This is a genomic window from Enterobacter hormaechei ATCC 49162 (assembly GCF_001875655.1).
In the GTDB taxonomy this organism is placed as follows: Bacteria; Pseudomonadota; Gammaproteobacteria; order Enterobacterales; family Enterobacteriaceae; genus Enterobacter; species Enterobacter hormaechei.
This window is the reverse complement of record NZ_MKEQ01000002.1, coordinates 1-13,801: the sequence shown is the minus strand read 5'-3', so window position 1 is coordinate 13,801 and position 13,801 is coordinate 1. Positions and strand designations below refer to the sequence as shown.

At 53.1% G+C, this 13,801-nt stretch carries 13 protein-coding genes and 2 pseudogenes; 6 read left to right on the top strand and 9 right to left on the bottom strand.

Annotated elements, in window-relative coordinates; genetic code table 11:
• Window positions 1-16: 16 nt before the first annotated feature.
• On the bottom strand, window positions 17-523 hold the full coding sequence (locus BH712_RS18990; RefSeq protein WP_006812311.1) for a phenolic acid decarboxylase: 507 nt from the start codon (window positions 521-523) through the stop codon (window positions 17-19).
• A gap of 99 nt (window positions 524-622) precedes the next feature.
• Here BH712_RS18990 and BH712_RS18985 point away from each other — a divergent pair, with 99 nt between their 5' ends.
• From BH712_RS18985 to BH712_RS18975, 3 genes are all read left to right on the top strand, one after another.
• The gene (locus tag BH712_RS18985) at window positions 623-1,504 is read left to right on the top strand and encodes a LysR family transcriptional regulator (RefSeq protein ID WP_006812312.1); all 882 of its coding nucleotides are present in this window, start codon (window positions 623-625) and stop codon (window positions 1,502-1,504) included.
• Between the two features lie 31 nt (window positions 1,505-1,535).
• Entirely contained in the window at window positions 1,536-2,330 is a 795-nt protein-coding gene (locus BH712_RS18980; protein WP_006812313.1) for an SDR family NAD(P)-dependent oxidoreductase, read from the top strand.
• 106 nt (window positions 2,331-2,436) lie between these two features.
• Complete coding sequence (locus BH712_RS18975; protein ID WP_003861228.1) at window positions 2,437-3,099, top strand: HAD family hydrolase; 663 nt, start codon at window positions 2,437-2,439, stop codon at window positions 3,097-3,099.
• Between the two features lie 60 nt (window positions 3,100-3,159).
• Here BH712_RS18975 and BH712_RS18970 read toward each other — a convergent pair whose 3' ends face one another.
• Complete coding sequence (locus tag BH712_RS18970; RefSeq protein ID WP_032674095.1) at window positions 3,160-4,185, bottom strand: TerC/Alx family metal homeostasis membrane protein; 1,026 nt, start codon at window positions 4,183-4,185, stop codon at window positions 3,160-3,162.
• A gap of 329 nt (window positions 4,186-4,514) precedes the next feature.
• Here BH712_RS18970 and BH712_RS18965 point away from each other — a divergent pair, with 329 nt between their 5' ends.
• Entirely contained in the window at window positions 4,515-5,849 is a 1,335-nt protein-coding gene (locus BH712_RS18965; RefSeq protein WP_006812315.1) for an MFS transporter, read from the top strand.
• Between the two features lie 36 nt (window positions 5,850-5,885).
• Here BH712_RS18965 and BH712_RS18960 read toward each other — a convergent pair whose 3' ends face one another.
• Window positions 5,886-6,623 carry an IclR family transcriptional regulator gene (locus tag BH712_RS18960; RefSeq protein ID WP_032674096.1) on the bottom strand — a complete coding sequence of 246 codons (738 nt, stop codon included), beginning with the start codon at window positions 6,621-6,623 and terminating at the stop codon, window positions 5,886-5,888.
• 169 nt (window positions 6,624-6,792) lie between these two features.
• Between BH712_RS18960 and BH712_RS18955 the strand changes: the two genes are divergently transcribed.
• Entirely contained in the window at window positions 6,793-7,485 is a 693-nt protein-coding gene (locus BH712_RS18955; RefSeq protein ID WP_006812317.1) for an RraA family protein, read from the top strand.
• Window positions 7,485-8,432 (top strand): hydroxyacid dehydrogenase, encoded by a 948-nt coding sequence (locus tag BH712_RS18950; protein ID WP_006812318.1) that lies wholly within the window; start codon window positions 7,485-7,487, stop codon window positions 8,430-8,432. Before BH712_RS18955 ends, BH712_RS18950 begins: the two co-directional genes overlap by 1 nt.
• A gap of 359 nt (window positions 8,433-8,791) precedes the next feature.
• Here BH712_RS18950 and pcoE read toward each other — a convergent pair whose 3' ends face one another.
• From pcoE to pcoB, 6 genes and pseudogenes are all read right to left on the bottom strand, one after another.
• On the bottom strand, window positions 8,792-9,226 hold the full coding sequence (gene pcoE / locus BH712_RS18940; protein ID WP_000723069.1) for a copper resistance system metallochaperone PcoE: 435 nt from the start codon (window positions 9,224-9,226) through the stop codon (window positions 8,792-8,794).
• Window positions 9,227-9,443: 217 nt separating this feature from the next.
• On the bottom strand, window positions 9,444-10,844 hold the full coding sequence (gene pcoS, locus BH712_RS18935) for a copper resistance membrane spanning protein PcoS (protein ID WP_001211180.1): 1,401 nt from the start codon (window positions 10,842-10,844) through the stop codon (window positions 9,444-9,446).
• On the bottom strand, window positions 10,841-11,521 hold the full coding sequence (gene pcoR / locus BH712_RS18930; protein ID WP_001188930.1) for a copper response regulator transcription factor PcoR: 681 nt from the start codon (window positions 11,519-11,521) through the stop codon (window positions 10,841-10,843). The genes pcoS and pcoR overlap by 4 nt, the downstream gene beginning before the upstream one ends.
• Window positions 11,522-11,575: 54 nt before the next feature.
• Window positions 11,576-12,458 (bottom strand): annotated as a pseudogene (gene pcoD / locus BH712_RS18925) (copper resistance inner membrane protein PcoD).
• Between the two features lie 55 nt (window positions 12,459-12,513).
• A complete protein-coding gene (gene pcoC / locus BH712_RS18920; RefSeq protein WP_000025662.1) occupies window positions 12,514-12,894 on the bottom strand; it encodes a copper resistance system metallochaperone PcoC in 381 nt (126 codons plus the stop codon).
• Between the two features lie 39 nt (window positions 12,895-12,933).
• Window positions 12,934-13,801 (bottom strand): annotated as a pseudogene (pcoB, locus tag BH712_RS18915) (copper resistance outer membrane transporter PcoB); the annotation flags it as partial.

Below are 13,801 nucleotides of genomic sequence, written 5' to 3'. Positions count from 1 at the left end.
TCACCTGTTCCCGATCTTATTTTAAATTTTCAGGGAAGTTTGCAGGCAGCTCGCTGGCCGCGCAATTGATCACGCTATCATCATTGGCGCCGCAGTCGCGCACGAAGGTAATGGTCGCGAATTCATCAATCACCTCTGTCGGATACGCCGGACCGGCATCACGGTAGCTGTTCATCAGCGGAATGTGATCGTTCTGGAAGCAGACGGTTTTTTCCGGATTATTCATGACCCAGCGTGGGAAGAAGATGGTGCCGTGGAACAGGCTGTCGCCCAGGTTCACGATCAGGCTCACGTCGGTACCGGTTGGCTCCGTCCAGGAAATTTTATAGATGCTCTCCCCAACGCGAACAATGTATGCCTGCTGATCTTTCACCCAACGGTTGCCCACCAGACCGCTGTGAATACGGTAGTCGAGCGTGTTTTCGTTTTTAACGTAAATTTCGTAGTTCCAGCCATTATCGTAGGTATAAACCAGATGTTTGCCGACGAAGCCGCTTAAATCATGTTTGTCGAAGGTGTTCATAAGATGTCTCCTTTGTTTTGATGAGACGATCGTACCCCTTCAAAAATCGAATGAATAACGCTATGTTTAAATCAAATTCATCCAAAATTTAGATTAATCATGCATAAGACGACGCTCGAACAGTGGGCCTTGCTGGAGAAAGTCATCGAGGCTGGCAGCTTCGCTAAGGCGGCGGAAGAGACCCACCGCAGCCAGTCCTCGGTCAGCTATAACCTGTCGCTTTTGCAGGAGCGGCTGGGGGTGGCGCTCTTAATGACAGAAGGCAGACGGGCCGTGCTGACCCCGGCGGGCGAGCTGTTGCTGAATCAGGTTAAACCGCTGCTGAAAGCCTTCGCCTATGTTGAAACGCGCGCGGCGACTCTGCGCAGCGGGATGCGAACCCGTATCGATTTGATGGTCGACAGTATCTTTCCGCGCAGTCGGCTGTTCGCGATTTTGCGCCAGTTTCAGCAGCTGTACCCGCAAACGCAGGTGCGGCTCACAGAGGTGCTGGAAAACAGCCGTACGGATGCGCTCAATGATGAAGCCGACGTGATGGTCTTAACCCGCCGCCAGGACATAACCGGCCTGGGCGAATGGCTGATGAATATCGATTTTGTTGCCGTCGCGCATCACGCGCACCCGCTGTTTGCGCTGGATACACCGCTTAACGACGAGATGCTACGCCCGTGGCCGCGCATTCAGATCGCAGACAGCCAGCCCACCGTTCGCCCCACCGGGGAGTCATGGACATTCTCCACCATCGATGCCGCAATCGAAGCGGTGATGTATCAGGTTGGGTACGGCTGGTTACCGGAAGAACGCATTCAGGCCCCACTCCAGCAAGGTATCCTCAAAATCCTGCCGCTCAGCCACGGCGTACGTCGCGCCACGCCGCTGCACCTCATCGTCAAACGCTCCCTCAGCCCGCTGGACGAGCAGGTTGAGACGCTGTTGCGCCTTTTTAAGCAGGAGCCGTCATCGTCAACTGCTACGCTTTAAGTTTTGAACCTAAGACGACAAGGAGCGAACGATGAAAATCGATTTAACGGGGAAAGTGGCGCTGGTGACGGCATCCACCGGCGGCATTGGGTTTGCCATCGCCCGCGGGCTGGCGGAAAGCGGCGCGGAAGTGATCGTGAATGGACGCAGCATCGACTCAGTGAACAAAGGCATTCAGGCGTTACAGCAGGTGGTGCCTGGCGTTCAGGTCCGCGCCGCCATCGCCGATCTCAGCGCGCAGGAGGGCGTTGACGAACTGCTCAGGGTTGCCACGCACGTTGATATTCTGGTGAATAACGCCGGGATTTATGGTCAGCAGGATTTTTATTCCACCGACGACGAGACCTGGGAACGCTACTGGCAAACAAACGTCATGTCCGGCGTGCGCCTCTCCCGCGCCCTGCTGCCTGGCATGGTACAAAAAGGCTGGGGTCGTGTGGTGTTTATCTCGTCAGAATCGGCCTGCAATATCCCTGCGGATATGATCCACTATGGCGTAACGAAAACTGCCCAGCTCTCGCTGGCGCGCGGGCTGGCGAAGTTCGTGGCCGGCAGCGGCGTCACGGTGAACAGCGTGCTGCCCGGCCCGACCATGTCGGACGGTTTTGCTGCGATGATGAAAGACGAGATCGAGAGAACCGGTAAATCGCTGGAGCAGCTGGCGAAAGCGTTCGTGATGACGAATCGCCCCAGTTCGGTGATCCAGCGCGCCGCCACGGTGGAAGAAGTGGCGAATATGGTGGTGTATGTCTGTTCCATGCAGGCCTCCGCGACTTCCGGCGCGGCGCTGCGCGTTGACGGCGGCGTGGTGGATGACATTGTTTGATCCGTCAGGCCCCAGGTTCGAGAAAAAATGAGATCGGATCTAAGGACTGTGCAGGTAAAGCAGGTAAACTAGTGAACAGAATGTGTATTTCAGTTAAGACGTATTTATGACCAATATGATTGCCGACGAAGCCGTGGCGAAGTCCAGCGTGCTCTCTGTCTTTGACTTTGATGGTACGTTGACGCACCACGACAGTTTTATTCCGTTCCTGCGCTTTGCCTTTGGCAAGCGCTATTTTGCTGGCCGACTGGTGCGCATGGCCCTGCCTACGCTGCACTGCGTGCGCCGCAAGCTGACGCGTGATGAACTGAAAGAGGTGTTGATCAAAACCTTCCTGACGGGGGTGGATGAGCACTGGTTACGTCAGCAGGCGGAAGCCTTCTGTGAAAAATACTGGAACAAGCTGATGCGCCCGGAAGGCGTGCTGGCCGTCGCTAATGAGGTCAATTCCGGTGCAGAAGTGACGATTTGCTCTGCTTCCCCGGCGCTGGTGTTACAGCCGTGGGCCGATAAGCTCGGCATTAAGCTGATTGGCACGCAGCTGGAAGTGAAAGACGGCAAGCTGACCGGGCGGATCACCGGCCATAACTGCCGTTGTGCACAGAAGGTGGCGAGGCTGGAGAAGGTGTATGGCGACCTGAACGCGTATCACCTGCGCGCCTGGGGCGACACGCGCGGCGACCATGAATTGCTGGCAGCGGCGCAGGATCCCCACTGGCGGCATTTCCATCATCCGAGCAAGCGCCGGAATTCACCAATTAAGGGTTAGGTGCGGCCCGGTGCCCTCACCCCGGCCCTCTCCCACAGGGAGAGGGAGAAAAGCGGTACATCAGGCCTCACGTTTCCCCGGGAACATCACGCTCGCAATGATCCCCAGCGCCAGCACCCCCAGCACCACAAACAGGCTTGCCGTGGCACCGATGTTATAACCGTGATGCCAGAAGTGGTCGGTCGCATTCAGCCCCAGCTTGAACGCCACGAAGAACAGCAGTAACACCACCGCTTTTTCCAGATGCACCAGGTACTGTTTCAGCGCTTCCAGCACGAAGTAGAGAGTACGCAGGCCGAGAATGGCGAACATCATGGCGCTGTAGATAATCAGCGGCTCACGGCTGACGGCAATGATTGCGGGAACGGAGTCGAAGGCGAACATCACGTCGGACAGCTCCACCACCGCAACGCAGAGCAGCAGCGGCGTTGCGTAACGCTTCGCCTTTTTCACGCGGCCCACCATCACATCCTTGTTTTCAGGCTTCTCCAGCTCAGCATCCACCTCTTTCTGGGTCAGGATGAACGCATGGCTGCTGATTTTTGGCCACACCGGGTAGAAGCGTTTCACCAGGCGGTACGCCAGATGGCCGGAGTAATCTTCTACTTCATCGCTCTCTTCATTGCGCTTTAGCATCATCACTGCCGTCCAGCCGACGACCAGCGCAAAAATCACCTCAACATACGGCCCCAGGCTCAGCAGGCTGGTGCCGATTGCAACAAAAATACCGCGGAACACAATCGCCCCAAGCACGCCCCAGTAGAGCACGCGGTGACGATATTTATCCGGTACGCCGAACCAGGCGAAGATCGCCATCATCACAAACAGGTTGTCGACGGAAAGAACCTCTTCCAGCGCATAGCCGGTCAGGAACAGACTGGCCATCTCCGCGCCGTGGTGCACGTATAAGAATCCGGCGAAGGCCATCGCCATCATGACCCAGAAGATGGACCACATGACCGCGCTTTTCAGCGAGATCGGCTTATCGTGACGGTGCATGAAGAGGTCGATAAACATCGCCCCAATGGCCATCACCACAAAGACAACAACGGTTTCCGTCGGGAAACCGAGATGAGCAGCAGACATAGACAACCCTTTTAAGAAAACAAACCACAACACCATGCAGGCTGGCGTAAACCAGAAGTGAGAATGGGGGGAACGTGTTATTCGCATATACCCCACAAAACCGCAGCTCTGAGGCTGCGCAAGGTGTGTACTTTACCTCACAACGGGGGGTGGCGCATCTGTCGTTTAGGCTCATAACGTAAAGCCCGTTAACTGTGAGTCACGTCTTATTTACATCATTTAAACCTTCCATTAACTGGATAAAAAGAAGGCGCCGACGCTATAGTGGTTTTGTTTAATAAAACCGAGTTGTACCTGATAAAACCAAGAACAGCCCCTGCGAGGAACACATGACAGAACATATTCGTAATGGCGCTGCCGCCATTGAGGACATAGAAAGAGAGACTATGCGCAAGGTGATCTGGCGCATCCTCCCGTTTCTGATAGTCAGCTACCTGGTCTCCATTATCGATCGCGGCAATATCGGCATGGCTTCGCTACAGATGAATGAAGATCTCGGTCTCAGCAAAGCGGCGTTTGGCTTCGCCAGCAGCCTCTATTTCGTGGCGTATTTTCTGTTTGAAGTTCCCAGCAATCTGGCGATGCAGAAAGTGGGCGCACGTCTGTGGATCCCCCGCATTATGATCAGCTGGGGGGTGGTGTCCATGTGTATGGCGCTGGTACAAAACACCACGTCGCTTTATATCGTGCGTTTTCTGCTGGGTGCCGCGGAGGCGGGCTTCTTCCCCGGCGTCGTACTCTTTCTGACCTGGTGGATCCCTTCCCGCTACCGTGCGCGAATTATCGCGTCCTTTATGGTCGCGATCCCGCTGGCCAATTTTATCGGCTCGCCGCTGTCCGGGTTGATTCTGTCAATGGATGGCTGGCTGGGTCTGCGCGGCTGGCATCTGCTGTTTATCATTGAAGGTTTACCCGCCGTCCTGCTGGGTGTCGCTGCCTGGTTTGTGCTTCGCGATCGTCCGCACCAGGCTAACTGGCTTAACGCGGAACAGAAAAAGTGGCTGGAAACGACGCTTGAAACCGAGCGTCAACAGCAAAAAAATATCGGGCACCAGACGACATGGCAGTTGCTCAGGCACCGTCAAATCTGGCTGCTGGCGCTGATTTACGCAGGCGCGTCATCAGCGGGCACGACCATCAGCGTCTGGTCACCGCAGCTGCTGAAATCGTTCCACCTTGATAATCTGGAGACGGGGCTGTTCAACGCCATTCCTTACGGCCTGGCATCCGTACTGATGATTGTGTGGGGACGGAGTTCTGACCGAACCAACGAACGCCGCTGGCATACGGCGCTGACGCTGTTCATGATTGCCGCAGGTGTCTTTGCCGCCTTTGTCAGCGTCTCTCTTTCCGCCACCATTGTTATCCTGAGCATCATGCTGATCGGGGCGTATTCAATGAAAGGGCCGTTCTGGGCACTGGCGTCAGGCTGGATGAGCAGCACGTCGGCTGCTGCGGGGCTGGCCGCAATTGGCGCCATCGCCAACCTTATCGGCGGTGCGGTGATGGTCAACGCTTACGGCATCATCAACGAGCGGACGGGTAGCCACACGCTGGCGATGCTGCCTCTGGCGGGGTTGTGCGTCGCGGGGGGGATCGCGGTGCTGGTGATGGGACGCCAGGCTCGCAATGCGCAGTTGCATGAAAAGCAGGTCACCCATTAGACAGACCAAAAGCGGGACGCCCGTCCCGCTTTATGCTTAGAGGCTCTCTTCCGCAGTATCCTGCGTTTCCCCGTAAAACTGCTGGCAGAAAGGCTTACTGGCCCCCATTTTCTGCGACAGTCGGCTGGCGGTAGCGTGCATTAGCTGGCTGATCCCCTGTTCACGACGATCTTCAGTCAGTCTGGAGATAGGCCCGGTTAACGCCAGCGCCGCAATCAGCTTGTCATTGACGCCGAAGACGGGCATCGCGAACGCCGCAGTATGCGGGTCCCGGGCGCCTGCGGTATAGAGCGGAACAGCGGGCTCCCCTTCAGGCAGCGCGTCATTAAGGCCCCAGTGGCGAAGCACTTTACTGATGGCAGAATCGTCCAGCGGAAACTGAGTACCCGGCAGATTGCTGTGACGCAACCCGTGCGATGCTTCTGCCCGGAACAGGCACAGACGCTGCCCGCCTTCTAACACATACCAGCTTGCGCTCTCCTGAGAGGCCTGTGATAACGCCTGAAGCTCAGGCTGCACCACCCGGGAAAGATGGAAAGATTGCTCATAAAGTTTGCCAAGGTAAAGCAGACGTGGGCCAAGCGCATAATTGCCGTCATCATGCCTGACGACATAGTTCATTCGCTCAAGCGAATTCATTAGCCGGTAAACCGTGGTTTTGTGATAACCCGATAGCTGCGCCAGCGCGGTCAGCGTCAGGCTCTCATCGCCGGGACGGAAGCAATCCAGTAAAGCCAGCGCCTTTTCGACCGCTACAACGCCTTCGTTACCCATCATCATCTCCTTTTCTGCTCGGCAGTGAGTGTACCTCAATTTTTGTGAGTCACTTCGTGTTTACATCACAAACGCCGTTGCAGATCTGGCTAAAGGGAAAGCAACACCGCTATAGTTGTTTCGTAATGTACACCTGCATTGTACACAGTAAAACAATATGGAGGCATAAATGTCCGCATCTGAAACATCATTGATTAATCGTCAGGTCGAGCGCGTATCGACTGAACAGGTTCACCAGGCTGCCGAGTATCAGGCCGCCATACTGGCGGATGTTGCCGGTCGCCGCGGTACCCTGCATGGTCGTATCAAACCGCTCGCGCCTCACATGGCCGTTGCAGGCCCGGCAGTTACCGTGGAGGTGCGCCCGGGAGATAATCTGGCCATCCATGCCGCCATGGCCGTCGCACAGCCTGGCGATGTGTTGGTTGTTGACGGGAAAGGCGATCTGACCTGTGCGCTGCTCGGTGAGATTATGGCAACGCAGGCCCAGGCAAGCGGTATTGCGGGCATCATCATTGACGGGGCGGTACGTGATGCCGATACCCTGAGTAAAGGGCATTACCCCGTCTTCGCCGCCGGTCTTAACCCCTGTGGCCCAACAAAATCAATTCCTGGCCGGGTTAATCACCCTATCTCAATCGCTGGCGCGACGGTGCAAGCCGGGGATCTGGTGGTCGCGGATATCGACGGTGTGGTGGTGATCCCGCGTGATGAAGTGCAGGCCGTTATCGCCATGGCCAAAGGGAAACTCGAAACAGAGACCCGACGTCTTGCTGCGATTCGTGAGGGTGATTTACGTCCACACTGGCTTAACGACGCGCTGCGTAAGGCGGGCATGTTATCTGACGGGGAGACGCTGTAATGGAAGGCAAACGCGTTGTACTGGTCACGGGATGCGACCTGGCGGACCAGGCTGTAAACATGCTGCGTGACTTTGACGTGGTGTATGCTGGCCGTCAGCCTACAGAAGATCAGCTGGTTACGCTGTGCGAACAGCACAACCCGGTGGCCATCCTGGTGCGTTACGGCAGGATAACGGCAAGGATCATGGATGCCGCCCCTGCATTACAGGTTATATCGAAACACGGAAGCGGCATTGACGTGATAGACCAGCCAGCGGCAGCGGCGCGTGATATCGCCGTTCGTTCCGCCCCTGGCGCCAATGCAGCAGCGGTTGCAGAACATACCTGGGCATTGATTCTTGCCTGTGCCAAATCCGTGGTCACCCTGGATAAACGTCTGCGCGACGGGTACTGGGATAAAGCCACGCACAAATCGATCGAGCTGGACGGCATGACGCTGGGGCTTATCGGCCTGGGGGCAATTGGCTCGCGGGTTGCGCAGGTGGGGCAGGCATTCGGCATGCAGGTTGTGGCGTATGATCCTTACGCTAAAACGATGCCTTCTGGTTGTGAACGGGCAAACACCTTACCCGACCTTTTATCCCGTGCCGATGTTATCTCCCTGCATTGTCCGCTCACTGACGACAACAGAGAGATGATCAACGCAGACACACTCAAGTACTGTAAACGTAACGCGATTCTGGTTAACACGGCGCGCGGCGGGTTAATTAACGATGAAGCCCTGTTACACGCTCTGAAGGATGGAACCTTGCACAGCGCGGCACTCGACAGCTTTACCAGCGAGCCACTGACCGCCCCGCACATATGGCAAACCGTCGATAACGTCATCATTTCGCCGCATATTGGCGGCGTCAGCGCAGCGTCATACATCAAGATGGGAACCGTGGCCGCCAGCAATATTCTGGACGTTATACGCGTGACTGACGGCGCCACCGTCAGCCCGTGAAACGCAATGATGAATGACCTGTCATTTATCCTCAGCTGTGTAGAGACATTAAAGTTGTATCCTTTAACCTGAAAAAGACTTTAAAGTTGTAAAGTTTTAAAAAAACACATACAAAACATGATGCTAAGTGTGTATCACACGCTGTTCCAACATTATGCCTTGATGTTCTTGCAGGAACTGCAATTTACAGGAGGAAAAAGGTGTTTTTGTAGTTATCTGGCGTTACGTGACAGTGTTGGTCAGATACTTCCACCTCTTCAGAGTTAAAGTTTGATATATGGGAAAAAAAACGCTCCCGGACGGGAGCGTAAGCCAGTGACTTCGGCGTCAAATGAGGGTCTAACAAGTGGAGCTGCGGGTTAATTCTGGGTGATCTGACTGCGATGCTTATCAGCCTGCTGCTGGTGAACAACGGAAGACTGACCATTATTCGCCTTCTCATGTACAGCTGCGGCCTTCTCATGCTCGCTCATTTCAGAAAATGACTTTGCTGTTTCGTTGGTAGCTCCGGGTTTAGCTTTCATCATTTTTTTATGCATTTCAGCCATGTCCTGGTGGGCAGCAGAATTGCTGTTTTGCATCATGTCATGGGACATTGCGGCCTGATCGTGACTGCTCATATCCATCATTGTCATGCTGTCTCCCTGAATTGCACTTTTTTCAGCAGATGACTGCATCTGGTGGGCAGGTGCCTGTGCATTATTTACCTGGTCATGCATGTTCATTGTCTCTGCAGCCATGGCAGATGAAGCGGCAGCCATAATGGCAACAAATGATACGAGAATCTTTTTCATGGTTGGGTCTCCGGTGTTTACATACCCAAACAATCAATGGCTTATAACAGAGAAAGCAGTTGATCTCAGGGCGGGTTAATCATCACTCCAGGAACCAGGTGATTGTGTTATCACGCTGCTCCTGATTTATGAATAATTATAAAAAACCGCCTCTGTTTATCGCGTGACTGAATGATGACAATTTTGTCACCTTCCAGGTTTCTCCTGAACAACGGGATTAATCCATTAACAGGCGCACTTTGAACACAATTTCACGCCCCTGCTGTTCTGCTGACAGCTCGCCGCCGTGAGCATGAATGATCGACCTTGTAATTGATAATCCCAGCCCCGCGCCTTCCGTGTTGTAGAACCTTGATGAGTCTGCGCGATAGAACCGGTCAAACAAACGTTCCAGATTAGCGGGAACCTGGCCGGACATCGTATTCGTAATCATCACGTTCACACAGTCACTGTCACGCTCAAGGTGTATCGCTGTACAGGTGTTATCGGGAGAATACTTGATTGCATTGGAAAGCAGGTTACTGAAAGCACGTCGGAGCATATCGCTGTCTCCGGCAACAACGCCCTCTCCTTCAACCGTGATTGTCTTTCCTGTTTCGTCTGCCAGGGGCTCGAACAACTCACGTAATTCATTCAGTTCGGCTGCCAGATCCACATCATGTTTATCCAGCCGCAGCAGACCATGCTCTGAACGTGCCAGAAAAAGCATGTCACTGGTCATTCGTGACAACCTTTTCAGTTCTTCCAGGTTAGCGAATAAAATTTCGCGGTAATGCGAAACATCCCTTTCCTTAGCCAGTGCAAACTGCGTCTGCATCATCAGATTACTGACTGGTGTGCGCAGCTCATGCGCGATGTCAGACGAGAAATCTGACAGTTTCCGGAATGCCCCCTCCAGGCGATCAAACATATTATTGAACTCCTGCATGGTCTCAGAGATTTCCGGCGGAGCCAGATCGGGATTTAGACGCTGATCCAGGCTGTGTACGGTCATGGAGGAAGCCAGACTGGTCATTTCCCGTAGCGGTTTCAGACCAATACGTGTGGTCAGCCAGCCCAGAAAAACAGAAATAAAGACCAGACCGATATTGAACCAGAACAGCCAGGTACTGAGTTTGTCCATAAACAGGGTGTGATACCCAGTATCCGTGGCAACCGTAATGATGACATGTTTGCTTTTACCCTGTTCCGGCGTCACGGCAACCCGCCGCGAGATACTGCGGTACACGGTGTTATTTTCTTCCGTCTGGATCATATAGTCGAGAATATCACCCGACTTATTAAGCAGGACCGCTGGAACAACAGAATTTTTGGCATAGAGTTCAACAATTTTTTCATTTTCCATGTTTTTTATAGAAATGAATAAGCCATTGTGCCCCACCATCGCATCGTTTATTTTTTCTGATAATGACTTAATATCCGTTTTGTTCCTGAACGTCTCTGTTTTAAGAAACTCTTCGGTGAGCTGAAGTTTACCTGTCAGAAAATCGCGGTCCTGATTATCGAAATAGCCATTAAGGGTGCTAATCAGGATAAAACTTGATAACCACCATACCGTAAGCATCACCGCAGAAAAAATCAGGCTCAGGCGTGTGGTCAGGGAAATTTTGAACCTCACTCTTCTCTGATCTCCAGGACATATCCGGCACCGCGAACGGTATGGATCAGTTTTGGCTCAAAGTCATCATCAATTTTACTTCTCAGACGTCTCACGGCGACATCAATCACATTCGTATCACTGTCAAAATTCATGTTCCAGACCAGGGACGAGATAAGACTCCTGGGTAACACTTCTCCGGTGCGTTGCAGCAGCAACTCAAGCAGAACGTATTCTTTACCGGTGAGATGGATCTTCTTCCCCGAACGGATCACGGTCCGGCGCACCATATCAACGGTCATATCGGCGATGGTGCAGACTGTTGCGGCCTGCGAGCGTGCCCGGCGCAGTAGGGTTCTTACACGTGCAACCAGCTCCGTAAAATCAAAGGGCTTAATCAGGTAGTCATCTGCGCCAAGCTCCAGTCCTTTCACTTTGTCCCGCACGTTGTCCTTTGCGGTTAAAAACAGGACCGGTTCTTCGTGCCCGGACTCCCTCAGTGCGCTGATGATTTGCCACCCGTCGAGGAAAGGCAGCATCACGTCCAGTATTATCAAATCATACTGTCCCTTCGACGCGGCCCCGAGACCATCGCGGCCATTATTAAAGAGATCGGCCTGATAGCCTTCCTCAACCAGTCCCTGCTGCAGGTAACGACCTGTTTTTTGTTCGTCTTCAACGATTAAAATACGCTGCATGGTCAACTCGCTGATATGAAAGTAAAAATCTCACGCATGAGCTTTGGCTGTCCCCTAGCTGACCTGAGACGGAGCAAGCATTCCGAGCCACGCTACGGCGCCCAGAATGATAATCGCAACAACGAATTCTGTCAGGATGCTGTTTCGCATCAGGGCAACGCTGCGATCATAATTCCCTTCCCTGACCATAACTTCAAGCCGGGGACCCAGGTGAAACCGGTTTGCTGCAGCCAGAAGAAGCATCAGAACAAACAGAGCCGTCTTGGCAAGCAATATCCTCCCCCAGGAACTGTTGAATAAGGGAGTTAAGTTACCCTCAGCAATATACAGATAGTTGACCAGCGCACTCCAGGATCAGGGCTACAACAATCACCGTTCCTGCCGTGGCAAATTTTGCCAGGGGAGTCAGATATCACAATGACGCTCTGTGCATTATGCTCGTTTCTGCGCATCAGCAGGATAGCAAATGCAACCAGAGCACCTGTCCAGGCACCTGCAGCGCCGAGATGGGTCAGATCGCTCAGTAAAATGGAGATAGTAATGCAGACCGTCATGCATAACGGCGTGTCCTCCCCAGGCAAGTGTAGCCAGCGCCACGCCCCCACTCATCGTCATCAGCAGGCAGGACAATACTCTCTTATTAGTGTAAAGGAACAAAGCACCGAGTGTGGTAAACAGGGCACAGAGGCCTGACAATCCAGCTAATACCCACATCAGTTTCTTCTATCACCATCTCGATAACATGGATGGATAATTCTCTGAGGTCAGTTACTCCACTCATGGCATTAGATACCAGGAGCATATTAATGCCAGTAAGAATGATGCCTGTAACAACAGCAAAAGTTATAAACGACCTGAAATTAGTCAGGTTATAGGTTTCATGTCTGACACCGCTTATTCCATATATCTGAAAAAATGGCAATCCAAATATTACCATCAAATCCAGATAAAGAAGAAAACGAATAACAATCATAATCAGGTCGTTCATAATATTACTTCACTGTAAAGGTGTAATTACCGGTAATAGGGTGCGTATCTGAAGAAACCGCGCGCCAGTCAACACGATAAGTGCCAGCGGGTAAAGGCTCTCGCGGAATAATGACCATCGATTTAGGGTCAGCGCCTGGCGCCACTTTTGCCGCGACCGGCATCGGAGAATGTGATGACATGCCTTTCATACCCGTCATCGTTAATTTTGCACCTGAGAATTTCACGGTCAGATTTTCCGAGAAATTAAGCTGAATCTTTTCCGGGGCCGCTACGGCTGAATCAGCCTGTGGCACAGAGCTTTTTAATTCCGGATGGGCCATAGCAGAGAAAGCAACGCCCATAACGAGGCCACCTGTAAGAATGGCTTTATTTAAAATCGACATTTTATTTACCTGTTTAGTTGAGTGTTTTATATCAGTGCGTTAAAACCAGATTCTGGCTCCCGCCAGGAATACTACCTGATGGTCTTTCTCACCTTCTCTTTTCGCCATATCGGATGTTTTCCCGTAAAGTTGATTCCAGGAAACGCCTATATAGGGTGCAAACTCACGGCGTATTTCATAGCGCAGCCGGAGCCCCAGCTCTGTGTCAGTCAGTCCCCTGCCGCGACCCCGCGATTCATCATCCTGACTGTAGAAATTCACCTCATAGGATGGCTGGAGTATGAGCCGGTTAGTCAGTAAAACGTCGTATTCTCCTCCCAGACGAAGGGCTGCTTTTCCGCCATTACTGACAAAACCCGTAATTTCAGACTCAAAATTATAGAGTGCCAGCCCCTGAAAACCGACAGCAGCCCAGGTCCGGGCAGAAGCAGGTCTGAAATCCTGCCTGACACCCGCAACCAAATCCCACCATGGGCCAACCGCATGTCCCCAGAGTAACTGCGCTTCAGCCGCCTCCGTTTCCCCATTGCTTCGTTCACCTTCACTCTTTAGCCAAATCCGATCTGTGTCGCCTCCAATCCAGCTGTTAACTCCAGCTGAAATTGTTGGTGTTATCCGACCGTTGCCATTCCAGTTGATCCAGCAGAACCAGATAATTAATCGCACTGTCGTGATCGCATGCCCCTGTAAATTGCCGAATGCAGCCTTCCGGTCGGCATCGGTAACAGGCGGAATTGGCGTTCTGCTCTCAGTTACAATGGGCTCCATTGACGTCATCTCAGTGAAATTCTCATCTGCTGGCATCTGCATGGCAGACATGTCGTGCCCGGCGTGGGGATCTGCAGAGACGGAGCCCGCCGCAATAGAAAGCTGTGAGGTAAAACAAACCGGCGACCAGAACAGGTAT

Bases quoted from the DNA above. Each gene is read 5' to 3' on its own strand.
- BH712_RS18990 (WP_006812311.1), bottom strand. From the start codon at position 523: ATGAACACCTTCGACAAACATGATTTAAGCGGCTTCGTCGGCAAACAT.
- BH712_RS18985 (WP_006812312.1), top strand. From the start codon at position 623: ATGCATAAGACGACGCTCGAACAGTGGGCCTTGCTGGAGAAAGTCATC.
- BH712_RS18980 (WP_006812313.1), top strand. From the start codon at position 1,536: ATGAAAATCGATTTAACGGGGAAAGTGGCGCTGGTGACGGCATCCACC.
- BH712_RS18975 (WP_003861228.1), top strand. From the start codon at position 2,437: ATGACCAATATGATTGCCGACGAAGCCGTGGCGAAGTCCAGCGTGCTC.
- BH712_RS18970 (WP_032674095.1), bottom strand. From the start codon at position 4,185: ATGTCTGCTGCTCATCTCGGTTTCCCGACGGAAACCGTTGTTGTCTTT.
- BH712_RS18965 (WP_006812315.1), top strand. From the start codon at position 4,515: ATGACAGAACATATTCGTAATGGCGCTGCCGCCATTGAGGACATAGAA.
- BH712_RS18960 (WP_032674096.1), bottom strand. From the start codon at position 6,623: ATGGGTAACGAAGGCGTTGTAGCGGTCGAAAAGGCGCTGGCTTTACTG.
- BH712_RS18955 (WP_006812317.1), top strand. From the start codon at position 6,793: ATGTCCGCATCTGAAACATCATTGATTAATCGTCAGGTCGAGCGCGTA.
- BH712_RS18950 (WP_006812318.1), top strand. From the start codon at position 7,485: ATGGAAGGCAAACGCGTTGTACTGGTCACGGGATGCGACCTGGCGGAC.
- pcoE (WP_000723069.1), bottom strand. From the start codon at position 9,226: ATGAAAAAGATTCTCGTATCATTTGTTGCCATTATGGCTGCCGCTTCA.
- pcoR (WP_001188930.1), bottom strand. From the start codon at position 11,521: ATGCAGCGTATTTTAATCGTTGAAGACGAACAAAAAACAGGTCGTTAC.
- pcoC (WP_000025662.1), bottom strand. From the start codon at position 12,894: ATGTCGATTTTAAATAAAGCCATTCTTACAGGTGGCCTCGTTATGGGC.